Annotated in this window: 16 protein-coding genes; 7 read left to right on the top strand and 9 right to left on the bottom strand. The window is 53.1% G+C overall.

Annotation, left to right across the window (positions count from 1 at the left end):
- The 9 genes from FN037_RS09680 to icd form a co-directional block, all read right to left on the bottom strand.
- Entirely contained in the window at nt 1-273 is a 273-nt protein-coding gene (locus tag FN037_RS09680) for a EutN/CcmL family microcompartment protein (protein ID WP_142502104.1), read from the bottom strand.
- Nucleotides 255-1001, bottom strand: coding sequence for a hypothetical protein (locus FN037_RS09685; protein WP_142502105.1), 747 nt, complete (start codon nt 999-1001; stop codon nt 255-257). The genes FN037_RS09680 and FN037_RS09685 overlap by 19 nt, the downstream gene beginning before the upstream one ends.
- An 11-nt stretch (nt 1002-1012) precedes the next feature.
- Complete coding sequence (gene eutJ / locus FN037_RS09690) at nt 1013-1831, bottom strand: ethanolamine utilization protein EutJ (RefSeq protein WP_138361221.1); 819 nt, start codon at nt 1829-1831, stop codon at nt 1013-1015.
- Nucleotides 1824-2513: a phosphate propanoyltransferase gene (pduL, locus tag FN037_RS09695; RefSeq protein ID WP_142502424.1), complete on the bottom strand. Its 690-nt coding sequence runs from the start codon at nt 2511-2513 to the stop codon at nt 1824-1826. Before pduL ends, eutJ begins: the two co-directional genes overlap by 8 nt.
- A gap of 125 nt (nt 2514-2638) precedes the next feature.
- Nucleotides 2639-3754 (bottom strand): 1-propanol dehydrogenase PduQ, encoded by a 1116-nt coding sequence (locus tag FN037_RS09700; protein ID WP_142502106.1) that lies wholly within the window; start codon nt 3752-3754, stop codon nt 2639-2641.
- Nucleotides 3755-4402: 648 nt separating this feature from the next.
- On the bottom strand, nt 4403-5275 hold the full coding sequence (locus FN037_RS09705; RefSeq protein ID WP_142502107.1) for a manganese catalase family protein: 873 nt from the start codon (nt 5273-5275) through the stop codon (nt 4403-4405).
- Nucleotides 5276-5291: 16 nt separating this feature from the next.
- Nucleotides 5292-5798, bottom strand: a complete 507-nt coding sequence (locus FN037_RS09710) for a ferritin-like domain-containing protein (RefSeq protein ID WP_142502108.1) — start codon at nt 5796-5798, stop codon at nt 5292-5294.
- Nucleotides 5799-6003: 205 nt separating this feature from the next.
- On the bottom strand, nt 6004-6186 hold the full coding sequence (locus tag FN037_RS09715; RefSeq protein ID WP_142502109.1) for a general stress protein: 183 nt from the start codon (nt 6184-6186) through the stop codon (nt 6004-6006).
- Nucleotides 6187-6835: 649 nt separating this feature from the next.
- The gene (icd, locus tag FN037_RS09720; RefSeq protein WP_142502110.1) at nt 6836-8086 is read right to left on the bottom strand and encodes an NADP-dependent isocitrate dehydrogenase; all 1251 of its coding nucleotides are present in this window, start codon (nt 8084-8086) and stop codon (nt 6836-6838) included.
- Nucleotides 8087-8319: 233 nt separating this feature from the next.
- Between icd and rluE the strand changes: the two genes are divergently transcribed.
- The 7 genes from rluE (at nt 8320) to phoQ (ending at nt 15044) form a co-directional block, all read left to right on the top strand.
- The gene (gene rluE, locus FN037_RS09725) at nt 8320-8970 is read left to right on the top strand and encodes a 23S rRNA pseudouridine(2457) synthase RluE (protein WP_142502111.1); all 651 of its coding nucleotides are present in this window, start codon (nt 8320-8322) and stop codon (nt 8968-8970) included.
- A gap of 21 nt (nt 8971-8991) precedes the next feature.
- Complete coding sequence (locus FN037_RS09730; RefSeq protein ID WP_138361214.1) at nt 8992-9450, top strand: NUDIX hydrolase; 459 nt, start codon at nt 8992-8994, stop codon at nt 9448-9450.
- A gap of 56 nt (nt 9451-9506) precedes the next feature.
- Nucleotides 9507-10613 carry a tRNA 2-thiouridine(34) synthase MnmA gene (gene mnmA, locus FN037_RS09735; RefSeq protein WP_138361213.1) on the top strand — a complete coding sequence of 369 codons (1107 nt, stop codon included), beginning with the start codon at nt 9507-9509 and terminating at the stop codon, nt 10611-10613.
- Nucleotides 10614-10672: 59 nt separating this feature from the next.
- Complete coding sequence (gene hflD / locus FN037_RS09740) at nt 10673-11314, top strand: high frequency lysogenization protein HflD (RefSeq protein WP_142502112.1); 642 nt, start codon at nt 10673-10675, stop codon at nt 11312-11314.
- Between the two features lie 3 nt (nt 11315-11317).
- A complete protein-coding gene (gene purB, locus FN037_RS09745) occupies nt 11318-12688 on the top strand; it encodes an adenylosuccinate lyase (protein ID WP_138361211.1) in 1371 nt (456 codons plus the stop codon).
- Nucleotides 12689-12906: 218 nt separating this feature from the next.
- A complete protein-coding gene (gene phoP / locus FN037_RS09750) occupies nt 12907-13581 on the top strand; it encodes a two-component system response regulator PhoP (RefSeq protein WP_138361210.1) in 675 nt (224 codons plus the stop codon).
- Nucleotides 13578-15044: a two-component system sensor histidine kinase PhoQ gene (gene phoQ / locus FN037_RS09755; RefSeq protein WP_138361209.1), complete on the top strand. Its 1467-nt coding sequence runs from the start codon at nt 13578-13580 to the stop codon at nt 15042-15044. Before phoP ends, phoQ begins: the two co-directional genes overlap by 4 nt.
- The last annotated feature ends 38 nt before the right edge of the window (nt 15045-15082 follow it).

The following is a 15082-nucleotide window of genomic DNA, read 5'->3' on the forward strand; positions in this document are numbered from 1 at the left end:
TCACTGACCATTCAGGTCGAGCGAATCGACGATACCGACGACCGCGGCATCAATAACGGAGTGCTCTTTGCTGGTACTCATGCGGGCAGAACTGCCCGTGGTCACAATCACCGTTTCCCCATTCCCTGCGCCGACAAAATCCACGGCCACCTGTGCCGTGCCCGTGGGCTGATAGTGCTCATCCAGACGGGCGACAATCAGCAATTTCGCGCCATTGAGCGAAGCGTGTTTGGTGGTTGAAACTAACGCGCCGGTTACCTTTGCCAGATACATGTATCCTCCTGGTGGTTCTGAACAACGACGAGACCGCGATCCCGGATTTCATCGCGGGCAGCGGGAGTGATTAGCGTATGGTTACCGATATACAGCGTCTGGCCCTTTGGGTACTGACGCACATCGCTAAGGGTTACCAGCCGCGGGTGATGACGCGTAGGTGACCTGTGTTTCCCGTGGGTGTGTTGATGGCCCATGACGGTGAAACCATATTCCACCAGCGTGCTGGCATAGTTCGCCAGACGCGCGCGGAACGCTTGCGGCAGCGTCTCATCGCGGCATTCGCCATTAAGCGTTACGATGACGGATTGATTCACGCTGAGCGCATGCCAGGCCCAGCGACAGACCAGGTTATCCCGAATACCGAGGGCGATTTTGCTTAAACTATTACTGGAGAGGGCCGGAAAATAGACGCCGGTGGCGGGGGGCTCTGCTGGTTGCGGGTCCCGGTTATCGCACACGACATCAATACCGCGCCGGGCCAGCGCGTCCAGGCAGGAGGATTGCAACGACGAGTGTCTGGCGCTCCAGGAGAATGTCATAACCAGTAAATAACCGCTACGATCCAGCGCCGCGAGGCACGCCAGCGTCGTGGGCAGTGTGGTGAGATCTTCCCCGCTGATCACCACGCGCATCACTCGGTTTCGCGATTGCAGGCGTTGTTTCCGCTGCATCAGGATGTCATCAATAATGGTATCCAGCAGGCGAGAGAGTCGTTGCGAGTCCATAGTTTTCCTTCTCAGCGACTCAGCATCGCAATGCCAAGCGGGGTGACCAAAAGCGGCTGCGTGGCCTGAACAACCCGTTTGCCGGTAGATTTGCGAAAAACATCGGCAAACTGCGGAAAACTGCTTGCGCCCCCGACCAGATAGAGCGTTTCAACCGGATATTCCACCAGCCAGGTCGCCACCAGATGGGCCATTTTTTCCGCTACGGGACGCACCAGCGCGAAGACCTGCTCTTCATTTTCAGGTGATTTCTTCATCTCTTCCGCTTCAGCGAAAGTGATGCCCAGCGCGCCGGAAAGTACCAGCGTCATATGATTACCGCCGGTAGGCTCGTCGGCGCTAAAGATAACTTCGCCATTGCGCAGAATACTGATCCCGGTGGTGCCGCCACCGACATCGACAACCGCGCCGTCGCGGATGTTAAGCGCCCGCGCCGCCGCAACCGGTTCATCCACCACGTCCGTCACCTCGAAACCGGCCGCTTCCACCATATTGACGATCACTTTGGTATTGCCGGGAATGATGCCCGGCGGGATTGCGGTTGCCGCATGGGTTAGCGGCCTGCCGAGCCGTTCCTCCAGCGTCGCTTTCAGCCCGCTAACCACCCGACTGGCGGTCAGAAAATCCACCACCACACCATCTTTGATCGCCCGCGAGGGATGACTGATGCCAGCAACTGGACGATCGTTTTCATCCACAACGATTATCGCGATATTGGCCGTACCGGGATCGACACCCACTTTCAGTCCTCCCTCACCGCGACGACATTCGCCACGGCTGACCAATTCCGCCAGTTCGTGTAAGCGCCGGGTTTCGGGGTTCTTAGCCATAACGGCATTCCGTCAGTACACGTTTTACGCAGTCGCCGTTACGTAAGCCGAAGCCATTGGCTTCTTCCACGTCGATATGCATTTCCAGCACGGCATCGGCGCTTACACGCACCACCACATGGCTGAGAATGCCGCCCCGGTGACCTTCAATGTGGACATCGATTTCCATACCGTCGCGCAGCCCATACTGCTCCGCCTCGGCTGGCGAAATATGAATATGCCGCCAGGCAACAATCGCCCCGCTCGGTTTGCTCACGCATCCCCGCGGGCCGATGATTTCAATGCCCGGAGAGTCCTGCAAATCACCTGACATCCTGACGGGGGCTTTCACGCCGAGGGCAAAGCTATCGGATACGGAGATTTCAATCTGGGTGGCGCTGCGCAGTGGGCCAAGTACGCGTACCTTGCTTAATTCGCCTTTCGGGCCGCGCAGCGTGACCGTCTCTTCGGCGGCGTATTGTCCGGGCTGTTTTACCGCTTTCATGCGGGTGAGCGTTGAGCCGTAGCCAAACAGCGCGTCCATGTCTTCCCGGCTCAAATGCACATGGCGATTGGAAATGCCGACCGGGATTTCCAGCGTCCGCGGCGTACCTGTTTCATTGCTTGCTATCGCGCCGCGGGCCGCCAGTTCCCGAAGGATCTGCTGGGTAATCAATTCGGCTTGCAGCTGGTTATCATTCATCATGTCAACGACCTGAAAAAGAGGAATAAAACGATCTTCAGAATATTCAGTCCTGAATTGTGCTTTTTGCTGTCACGCAGGACTTTTTTGACTGTCCGGTATTCACAGGACAAACTTATCCAGATTTACCCGACAATTTGCGTCAGTAGCTGGTCCACATCTGCGGCCCCTGGCTGGCAGGGATTTGACGCGGTACATCCATCGGCTAACGCCGCATTAATCAGCGGCTGACGTAAAGATTCGAAATCCGTCAGATCTTTACCCAGCTCCCGCAATGTGGCAGGAATCCCGAAATAGCGATTAATCTCGTGAATGCTGTTGATCAGTGCCCGGAGGGTTTGTTCCGCCGTGGCAGCCTGAATACCCATGATGCTGGCGCATTTTAAATAACGCGGAATCGCTTGTTCGGCATGACTGGCGTTCCAGGCAATAACGACAGGCAGCAACATGGCGTTGATCTTGCCATGCGGTATATGCAGCATGCCGCCAATGGCATGCGCCATGCCGTGCACCAGCCCCAGGCCTGCGGAATTAAACGCCATGCCGGCCATGCAGGACGCGTTGTGCATATGGGTGCGTGCCTGAATATCTTGTTCATTGCGGAAAACCACGGGAAGGTATTGCCATGTCAGGGCAATCGCTTTTTCCGCCAGCGCGTCGCTGAAGTCATTTGCGCCAGAGGAGACCAACGCTTCAATGGCATGCGTCAGCACATCCATGCCCGTATCGACCGCCACTTGCCGGGGAACAGACAGCACCAGATGCGGGTCAAGGATGGCATAATCGGGCACCAGTTCGTCGGCAATCAGCGGATATTTTCGCCCATTTTGTGGATCGGAAATAATTGCGTAGGAGGTGACTTCCGAACCGGAACCGCTGGTGGTGGGAATAGCAATAAGCGCAATCGCATGGTCCGGGAAATACTCTTCCAGCGTGGCTTTAATCCCTTTTGCGGCATCAAGTGAAGAACCGCCGCCCAGCGCAATAATGACATCCGGCTTAAATGTTTTAAATTGGGCGGCCCCCGCTTGCAGGATTTCAACGCTGGGATCGGGTTTCACGTCGCTGAAAATAGACACGGAAGCCTGCGGCATCTCATTAATCAGATAGCGGGTTTTACCCGAAGTCGCCATAAAGCTGTCAGTGACAATCCCAACCCGTTTATGATCTAACTGACGTAATGCCTTAATAGCATCTTCGCCAAAATAGACTTTCGGAATAGAAAAAAAATAGTTCGCCATCTCTCGACTACCTTATCCCTTAATACTGAGCGTCGGTGGGTAAACGCCGATCGTTAAAAGAGACCTGATGGTGTCATATGAGGCATAAAAATGGGCTGACCATGTTTGTGCACTGGCAGGATTATGTTGCTGTCGTCTCCGGCGGCTGACAAAAAAATACAGCGTAAAAATCAAAAAAACGCGCGACGGCGCGACCGCTACTGGCTATCAAAACCCCGATAGATAAGACAAAAGGTGGGATAAAATCAGAGGGGTGTAACGTGTTACGGGTAAACATCTTCTGCAGCAATGCTCCGACAAAGTCCGGAGAGTCACAGCTTTAGCTCAGATAGCGGATATAGTGCGCTCTTTTCACATTGCCCGGCTTCGCTTGCGCGAGCCTACACCGCCGAATGCTGAAGATCGTGCAGACCGGAGGCAAAGGGACGGCAAAACGTCCCCTGCCTTTCGTGTGCCATGAAAATGAAGATAAACGGTATTCTCATACCCACCGAGAACGGAGCAGGCTGCTGAATCAAACGGGAGGAAACAAAAAATGCGCCATGTTCGCTTCACCTACCGATAATGCGCTTGCCGCTGGCATATAAAACCGCAGACACCGCCGATGATCCGCCTGAGTGAACGGTATCAGGACACCGCTGCAAATGATTACGTGTTTTTCTTACCCGCGCCCAGTTCAGCCCCTGTCAGAGGATCGGCTTTCGGATCGGACTTCGTTCGCTTCAACATTGCTTTGCATAACGCCTCCTGCTCAGAAGTCAGATTGACAGAAGCGCTTCCGTCACCGCCATCCACGGCAGGCTGCGGATCTTTTACATAGTCGAAATGCGTGTCGCTGTTCCAGCTTCCGCGAGCCTCTCCCCCTTTCGACATATCATAGTAGGTGTTCGCGTATTCGCTAATCGGCGGCAATTTTCCGGGCGGATAGTTATTTTTGATCGACTGCAGCGCCTTCTCAAACGACAACTGATGCGCCACTTCACGGGTCATCAAGAAAGCCAGGGCATCTTTTACCCCAGGATCGTCGGTGACATTGATAAGGCGTTCATAGATAATCTTCGCCCTCGCCTCCGCCGCCACATTAGAACGCAGATCGGCTGTGGGCTCGCCTATTGTATCAATATAGGCCACCGTCCAGGGAACACCCGCGGAATTGGTCAGAGGCGGCCCGCCACCATAAAGCAGAGAAGTGATATGACTGTCGTTACCGTTGGCTGTGAGCGACCGGTACAGCTCCGCCTCGTTCTCGGTTCCTTCCGCCAGCGCGCCTTTGGCGCCTTTGTTAAGCATACCGACCAAGGTTCCGATAATTTCAAGATGACTCAGTTCTTCGGTTGCGATATCCATCAGCATATCTTTACGCCCAGGATCGTCATCACTCAATCCCTGAGTAAAATAGCGGCAAGCAGCAGCCAGTTCACCCTGTGGGCCGCCAAATTGCTCCAGCAGTAAATTCGCGAGCCCAGGGTTAGGTTCCGAGACGCGTACGGTATATTGCAATTGCTTCACATGTCTAAACATAGGCACTCCTCATGGGTTATTTTTTTGCTTCAATGCCGTCAGCGTCTGACCGCAAAAGAAATTGTTCAGTGGTCTGGGGAATATGCCGGATCAGCCAGTCGGCCATTTGCTGTTCCTCGGCCAGAATCGTTTCGATATCTGCAACTGAGGCACTATCGCCCGCATGTTTAGCCGCCGCCAATAAGGCGGTGTAACAGGCAATTTCAAATTGCTCGAAAACATAACCGCTTATCGAACCTTTGACGATTTCATCAGCGGGAAGCATTCCACCAACGGACTGACCAAAAGTAGTCATCTTACTCATCGAATCTTTAATTACCGACCGTGAAATACCATTACGATCTAATATGGCTTCCAGTAAGGTAATTTGCCGTTTAGTCTCGTCGATATGCTGCTCAATTCTGGCACGTAAATCCGGATAGTTATCGATGCGGCGTGCCATCGACGCCAGCATAGACTCAGCCTGCTTCTCCATCGCATGCGCATCTCGTAGCCAGTCATGATAATGTTCTACGTGATTCATCGTTATGTCCTCGAGTCATGGTTTTATTCTTGCTGAGCGTATGAGTTAATCGTATTTACGGCCAAATCGATATCCGAGAGTAAATAAATACATCTTCTATGCTTTTCATCTTCATAGACATACCTTCAGGGCAAGAAAATAACTGCGAGTCCGGTAAAAGACCCGCAGGACACTTTTTTATTAAAAGAGGAAATTAAGCGGTTAATCAGGAATTATCGGACCTACCACCGCCGTGGCTGTTTTGTCCACCTTTTTTACCCGCTTCAGCTGCACGCTCGGGATCATTTTTAAAATTCCCTCCGCTGTGCCGTCCCCCTTTACGACCCGCTTCAGACGCTTTTTCACGATCTTCTGCAAAATTTCCGGAACCGCCACGATGTTCTGCCATATATCACCTCTTACATATCGGTTATGTCAGTAAGATATGAATAAAGTCCATATCTCTCGTCGTTCGATGTTTAAATTTAGTAGCTATCCTGCGTGAGTCAAATTTGTTTTGTAAACCACCGGTGTGGTATCGTCGATTATTCTTAAACATTACCGCTACGTTACAAAAATATATTTCCGTGGTATAAACGGTAACTTACTGTGTTCGCTACAAATAACAAAATAAAAAAGTGATAATATTACCGTCAGACTATCGAAAGCGAAGGGAAAAATTTATTTTCTCGTAAAATGACGACAGTACCTGTCACGAGAAGGCACCAGGATTAATCCTAAAAAAAATAAAATTCGTTGAGACGTAATTTTAAAAATGAACACATGCACTCATTGAAGGTGTTTTCACATAGCCCACCGTAGGGTCTGAATAACAGTTCATAAGCGAAGTATAAAATAATCAGAAATAATAAATATGTGACACTGTTATTATTTGTTCCGCCTGACGCATTGAGATTTATGACATTAATCTCAATGGGCTGAAAATTGCCTGAGCTCACGGCATAAAATCTATTTATTTAACGAAGCCGAAGAAATAGTGACGCCAATAAAGAACGGGAACCCGTTGGCTCCCGTTCTTATTTAACCCAAATAGTGGATTACATGTTTGCGATAATCGCGTCGCCAAACTCGCTACATTTCAGCAGTTTAGCGCCTTCCATCAGACGTTCAAAGTCATAGGTCACGGTCTTGGCGGCAATCGCGCCTTCGGTGCCTTTAACGATTAAGTCTGCGGCTTCGAACCACTGCAGGTGGCGCAGCATCATTTCAGCGGACAGGATGATAGAGCCTGGGTTCACTTTATCCTGACCGGCATATTTCGGTGCCGTACCGTGGGTTGCTTCGAACAGTGCGCACTCGTCGCCGATATTCGCGCCCGGGGCGATACCAATACCGCCGACCTGTGCCGCCAGGGCATCAGAGATGTAGTCACCGTTAAGGTTCATACAGGCGATAACATCATACTCAGCCGGGCGCAGCAGGATTTGCTGCAGGAAGGCATCGGCGATAACATCTTTCACCACAATCTCTTTCCCGGTGTTCGGGTTTTTAATCTTCAGCCACGGGCCGCCGTCGATCGGTTCACCCCCGAACTCTTCGCGTGCCAGCTGGTAGCCCCAGTCTTTGAACGCACCTTCGGTAAACTTCATGATGTTGCCTTTGTGCACCAGCGTCAGCGAATCGCGATCGTTGGTGATCGCGTATTCGATAGCGGCGCGAACCAGACGTTTGGTACCTTCTTCAGAGCATGGCTTGATACCGATACCGCAATGTTCCGGGAAGCGAATTTTCTTCACGCCCATTTCATCACGCAGGAATTTAATCACTTTATCGGCTTCAGCAGAATCCGCTTTCCACTCAATACCGGCATAGATGTCTTCCGAGTTTTCGCGGAAGATAACCATATCGGTCAGTTCGGGGTGTTTAACCGGGCTCGGCGTTCCCTGATAGTAGCGTACCGGACGCAGACAAACGTAGAGATCCAGCTCCTGACGCAGGGCAACGTTCAGGGAACGAATGCCGCCGCCGACCGGCGTCGTCAGAGGGCCTTTAATAGCAACACGATATTCACGAATCAGATCAAGCGTTTCGGCGGGCAGCCAGACGTCCTGGCCATAAATCTGGGTCGATTTTTCGCCGGTGTAAACTTCCATCCAGGAAATTTTACGCTCGCCTTTATAGGCTTTCGCAACGGCAGCATCAACCACTTTCAGCATTGCCGGCGTGACGTCAACACCGATTCCGTCGCCTTCAATGAACGGGATAATCGGATTGTCAGGAACGTTCAGCTTGCCATTTTGTAGGGTGATTTTTTGACCTTCCGCCGGAACTACTACTTTGCTTTCCATTAACCTCTCCTTCGAGCGCTTCTGGTTCTGCTCTTCCCTCTTCACGCCAGCCGGGCGTTGGCTTTATCCGCCCCTCCCGCTATCGGAATGTTCCGCTAACCGAAGATGTCGCGTCCTTGTCGCCTTCCTGCGATGCGAATCGGTGTGAGCAACTTTTGTTAATAATTTGTAATGGGCATGTCGATACTACCTGAATGTTTGCGTCCATGAAAGGCATTCGTAATTAGGCTATAATGCGGCAATTGACAGAGTCTGAAAATACCATGCAAAAAACTTCATTTAGAAAACATCGCGTTGAGCGATTCAGCCGCCGACAAGTCACCAGACAAAATAGAGAACGCCAAGTAAAAACCGTGATCTTGTTCAATAAACCATATGATGTGTTGCCGCAATTTACCGATGCATCCGGACGCCGAACGCTAAAAGATTTTATTCCCGTCAGCGGAGTCTATGCCGCAGGCCGCCTTGATCGCGACAGCGAAGGTTTGCTGGTGCTGACCAACGATGGCGCGCTGCAGGCGGCGCTCACCCAGCCAGGTAAACGTACGGGTAAAATTTATTACGTTCAGGTTGAGGGAGAACCCACACCTGAGGCGCTGGCTGCACTACGGGACGGCGTCACGTTGAATGATGGCCCGACCCTGCCGGCAGGCGTTGAACGGGTGGAGGAACCTGCATGGCTGTGGCCGCGTAACCCGCCGATCCGCGAGCGAAAATCCATTCCTACCCGTTGGCTGAAAATCACCCTTTACGAAGGGCGCAACCGCCAGGTAAGGCGTATGACCGCGCATGTCGGCTATCCGACGCTGCGCCTGATTCGCTATGCCATGGGCGGCTATACGCTGGATGGGCTGGTCAACGGCGAATGGCGCAAAAGCGAATAACAACCTTCATAAGGAAAAACGATGTTTAAACCACACGTTACCGTTGCCTGCCTGGTGCACGCAAAAGGCAAATTTTTGATCGTTGAAGAAACCATTCATGGTAAAGCGCTATGGAATCAGCCTGCGGGTCATCTCGAAGCCGATGAAACCCTGGTACAGGCCGCAGAACGCGAGCTTTGGGAAGAGACCGGCATTCGCGCCACGCCGCAGCATTTTATTCGCATGCATCAGTGGATCGCGCCGGATCGCACTCCTTTTTTGCGTTTCCTTTTTGCTATCGAGCTTGACGCTATGTGCGCAACCGAACCGCACGACAGCGATATCGATCGCTGCCTGTGGCTTAGTGATGAGGAAATTCTTAACGCAACAAACCTGCGTTCCCCCCTGGTTGCCGAGAGTATTCGCAGCTATCACCAGGAACCACGTTATCCGTTGTCATTGATCGGGGAATTTAACTGGCCGTTCACAGGGGGTGCCTGAACGGTTGGCGCGTGCTAGAATACGCCGCCTCGAAGTTGAATGTAGTGAGTATTCCAATGTCAGAAAGCCAGAAAAAAGTGATCGTCGGCATGTCCGGCGGGGTTGATTCCTCCGTTTCCGCCTGGCTGCTGCTCCAGCAAGGGTATAAGGTGGAAGGCCTGTTCATGAAGAACTGGGAGGAGGACGACGGCGAGGAATACTGTACCGCTGCAGCCGATCTTGCCGACGCCCAGGCCGTCTGCGATAAGCTCGGGATTGAACTTCACACCGTTAACTTTGCCGCAGAATACTGGGACAACGTATTCGAACTGTTCCTCGAAGAATATAAAGCCGGACGCACGCCGAACCCGGATATTCTGTGCAACAAAGAGATTAAATTTAAAGCCTTCCTCGAATTTGCCGCAGAAGACCTCGGCGCCGACTACATCGCCACCGGCCACTACGTGCGCCGTGCCGATGTGAACGGCAAGAGCCGGTTGCTGCGCGGCCTCGACGGCAATAAGGACCAGAGCTATTTCCTTTACACCCTGAGCCACGAGCAAATCGCGCAAAGCCTCTTCCCGGTCGGCGAACTGGAAAAACCGCAGGTACGCAAAATTGCCGAGGATCTGGGCCTGGTCACCGCGAAGAAAAAAGACTCGACCGGTATCTGCTTTATCGGCGAGCGGAAATTCCGCGAGTTTCTCGGCCGCTACCTGCCCGCTCAGCCCGGTAAAATTGTCAGCGTTGACGGCGACGAACTTGGTGAACATCAGGGGCTGATGTACCACACGCTGGGTCAACGCAAAGGGCTGGGTATCGGCGGCATTAAAGACGGCGGCGAAGATCCGTGGTATGTGGTCGATAAAGACGTGGAAAACAATATTCTGGTTGTGGCTCAGGGCCATGACCATCCGCGCCTGATGTCCGTCGGACTGATCGCCCAGCAGCTTCACTGGGTCGATCGCGAGCCGCTAACCGGAACGCTGCGCTGTACGGTAAAAACCCGCTATCGCCAGTCTGATATTTCCTGCACCGTAAACGCGCTGGACGATGACCGCATCGAAGTGATTTTTGATGAGCCGGTTGCGGCGGTCACGCCAGGCCAGTCAGCGGTTTTCTATCGCGATGAAGTCTGCCTTGGCGGCGGTATTATTGAACAACGCTTGCCTCTGCAGGCCTGACAGACATTTTTGCCGCCGAACGCCTCAGTCAGGCGAGCGGCGGTTTACAAGGAGAATGTGTGGCGAAGAATTATTATGACATTACGCTGGCGCTGGCCGGAATTTGCCAGGCCGCGCGGCTGGTTCAGGAACTGGCGCATCAGGGACATTGTAACAACGATGCCCTGCATGTATCGCTGAACAGCATCATCGACCTCGACCCGGCGTCAACGCTGGCGGTGTTCGGCGGCAGTGAAACCAATCTTCGCCTCGGGCTGGAAACCCTCCTCGGCGTGCTGAATACCAGCAGTCGCCAGGGTATGAACGCGGAACTCACCCGCTATACTTTAAGCCTGATGGTGCTGGAGCGTAAGCTTGCCGCCAACAAAAAGGCTATGGATACCCTTGGCAACCGTATCGGTGGCCTGCGCCGTCAACTGGAGCATTTCGATCTGCAATCTGAAACGCTGCTCAGCGCGATGGCGGGCATCTATGTTGATGTGATTAGCCCGCTGGGCCCGCGAATTCAGGTCACCGGTTCGCCAGCCGTGCTACAAAGCCCTCAGGTACAGGCAAAGGTGCGCTCAGCCCTGCTGGCGGGCATTCGTTCCGCCGTGCTCTGGCACCAGGTGGGCGGTGGACGCCTGCAGCTCATGTTTTCTCGTCATCGTCTGGTTAACCAGGCAAAACAAATTCTTGCTCATTTAACCCCGGAGTTTTGATCTATGGAATTATCCTCACTGACCGCCGTTTCCCCAGTCGACGGCCGCTACGGCGACAAAGTCAGCGCGCTGCGCGGTATCTTCAGCGAATTCGGCTTGCTGAAATTCCGTGTTCAGGTAGAAGTACGTTGGCTGCAAAAACTGGCCGCGCACGCAGCGATCAAGGAAGTTCCTGCTTTTGCTGCCGACGCAAACGGTTACCTCGATAAAATCGTCGCCGATTTCAGCGTAGAAGATGCAGAACGCATCAAAACTATCGAACGTACCACTAACCACGACGTGAAAGCGGTTGAGTATTTCCTCAAGGAAAAAGTCGCCGACGTCCCTGAACTGCATGCGGTCTCCGAGTTTATCCATTTCGCCTGCACCTCCGAGGACATCAACAACCTGTCCCATGCGCTGATGCTGAAAACCGCCCGCGATGAAGTGCTCCTGCCCTGGTGGCGCAAGCTGATCGACGCAGTTAAAGATCTCGCGCAGCAGTATCGCGATATTCCGCTGCTCTCCCGCACTCACGGTCAGCCGGCAACGCCGTCCACTATGGGTAAAGAGATGGCAAACGTCGCTTACCGTATGGAACGCCAGTACCGTCAGCTGAATCAGGTTGAAATTCTTGGCAAAATCAATGGCGCGGTGGGTAACTACAACGCCCATATCGCCGCTTACCCGGAAGTAGACTGGCACCAGTTCAGCGAAACGTTCGTGACCTCGCTGGGCATCCAGTGGAACCCGTACACCACGCAGATTGAGCCGCACGACTATATCGCCGAACTGTTCGATTGCGTTGCGCGCTTCAACACCATTCTGATCGATTTCGATCGTGACGTATGGGGCTATATTGCGCTCAATCATTTCAAACAGAAAACCATTGCCGGCGAAATCGGTTCCTCGACTATGCCGCATAAAGTTAACCCGATCGACTTCGAGAACTCCGAAGGCAACCTCGGTCTGGCCAATGCGGTCATGCAGCATCTGGCGAGCAAACTGCCGGTTTCCCGCTGGCAACGCGACCTTACCGACTCCACCGTACTGCGTAACCTCGGAGTAGGTATTGGCTATGCGCTGATCGCTTATCAGTCCACGCTGAAGGGAGTAAGCAAGCTGGAGCTGAATCAGGATCGTCTGCTGGATGAACTGGATCATAACTGGGAAGTTCTGGCGGAACCTATTCAGACCGTGATGCGCCGCTACGGCATCGAGAAGCCGTATGAGAAGCTGAAAGAACTGACCCGCGGCAAGCGCGTTGACGCGGAAGGTATGCAGCAGTTCATCGACAGCCTGGCGCTGCCGGAAGATGAGAAAGTTCGCCTGAAAGCCATGACGCCAGCCAACTATATCGGCCGCGCGATTACCCTGGTTGACGAACTGAAGTAATTCCCCTTCCCCTCTTCCCGCCCGGGAAGAGGGGCCTGCTGGTCAACGCCTGTTCGATATAGGTTCTGCACGGAAAGCGTCTCAGAGATGCAGCGCCTGACGTGTGGCGGATTAATCTGCTGAATAAAGCGCGCTGCCGTTCGGTTTATACAATGTTTATCCCCATAACCGCAAATCAGCGTTAAACTATTCAAATCACAATGAAATGGAGAACTGGCATGCGCGTACTCGTGGTTGAGGACAACGCTCTGCTGCGCCATCATCTGAAAGTTCAGCTACAAGAGCTGGGCCATCAGGTCGATGCGGCGGAAGACGCAAAGGAAGCGGATTACTATCTGGATGAACACGTTCCGGATATCGCCATCGTCGATCTTGGCCTGCCTGATGAAGACGGACTTTCCCTGATCCGCCGCTGGCGCAGTCATGACGTTTCGGTGCCGGTGCTGGTGCTGACCGCACGCGAAGGCTGGCAGGATAAAGTCGAAGTTCTGAGCGCCGGGGCCGATGATTACGTCACCAAGCCGTTCCATATCGAAGAGGTTGCCGCCCGCATGCAGGCGCTTCTGCGGCGTAATAGCGGCCTGGCATCGCAGATTATCTCTATTCCGCCTTTCCAGGTGGATTTGTCGCGCCGGGAGCTTTCAGTTAACGGTCAGCCAATCAAACTGACGGCGTTCGAATACACGATTATGGAGACCCTGATCCGTAACCGGGGTAAAGTTGTCAGTAAAGATTCGCTGATGCTGCAACTCTATCCCGATGCCGAACTGCGGGAAAGCCACACGATTGATGTCCTGATGGGGCGATTGCGCAAAAAAATCCAGGCCGAATATCCGCAGGATGTCATTACGACAGTGCGCGGCCAGGGCTATCTGTTCGAACTGCGCGGATGAAAGGGCTGATGCGGCATATTTTGCCGTTGTCGCTACGCGTCCGCTTTTTGCTGGCGACGGCCGCCGTGGTTCTGGTGCTGTCGCTATCTTATGGCATGGTCGCGCTGGTTGGTTATAGCGTAAGCTTCGATAAAACCACTTTCCGCCTGCTGCGCGGCGAAAGTAACCTGTTTTATATGCTGGCGAAGTGGGAAAACGATACCATCGTCGTTGATATTCCCGAAAATCTCAATATGCAAAGCCCGACGGTAACGTTGATTTACAACGCCAACGGCCGTCTGTTATGGGCGCAACACGATGTCCCCTGGCTGACAAAACGCATTCAGCCGGAATGGCTTAAAAACAACGGCTTTCATGAGATTGAAACTGACATCAGTAAGAGCAGTATGTTGCAGCACAACAATCATGAAATTCAACAACAGTTGGACGCTATTCGTGAAGAGGGTGACGATACCGAAATGACCCATTCGGTCGCGATCAATATCTATCCGGCGACCAGCACCATGCCGCAGTTGAGTATCGTCGTTGTCGACACCATTCCCGTGGAGCTTAAGAACTCCTATATGGTGTGGAGCTGGTTTATCTACGTGCTGGCAGCCAACCTGCTGCTGGTCATCCCGCTGTTGTGGGTCGCCGCGTGGTGGAGTTTGCGTCCTATTGAGTCGCTGGCTAAAGAAGTACGTGAACTGGAAGAGCATCACCGTGAAATGCTCAACCCGAACACGACCCGCGAGCTTACGCGACTGGTCAGCAACCTAAACCGCCTGCTGAAAAGCGAGCGTGAGCGCTATAACAAATACCGTACGACGCTGACCGATCTCACTCATAGTCTGAAGACACCGCTGGCGGTCATGCAAAGTACGCTGCGTTCCATGCGCGGCGGGAAGCTTGGCGTCAACGAGGCAGAGCCGATAATGCTGGAACAGATTAGCCGTATTTCACAGCAAATCGGTTATTATCTGCACCGCGCCAGCATGCGTAGCGGCCGCTCACTGCTCAGCCGTGAACTGCACCCTATTGCCCCGCTGCTCGACAACCTGACTTCTGCGCTGAATAAAGTCTATCAGCGTAAAGGGGTGAACATTACTCTTGATATATCGCCGGAAATCAGTTTTGTTGGCGAAAAGAATGACTTTATGGAAGTCATGGGCAACGTGCTCGATAACGCCTGCAAATACTGTCTGGAGTTTGTGGAAGTCTCTGTGCGTCAGACCAACGACAACGCCCTGCATATTCTGGTTGAAGATGATGGTCCGGGGATCCCGCAAAGTCTGCGCAATGTGGTGTTTGACCGTGGCCAGCGCGCCGATACCCTGCGCCCCGGTCAGGGCGTGGGGCTGGCCGTCGCGCGTGATATCGTTGAACAGTACGATGGTCGTATCCTTACCGAAGAGAGCTTACTTGGCGGCGCCTGCATGGAAGTTATTTTTGGCCGCCAGTTCCCGGAAGATAAAGAGAGCTAAACCAGCCCGTTTTTTAACGGCGCCTGCATCATGCCAGG

The organism is Klebsiella sp. 2680, from assembly GCF_900198535.1.
Lineage (GTDB): Bacteria > Pseudomonadota > Gammaproteobacteria > Enterobacterales > Enterobacteriaceae > Klebsiella > Klebsiella indica.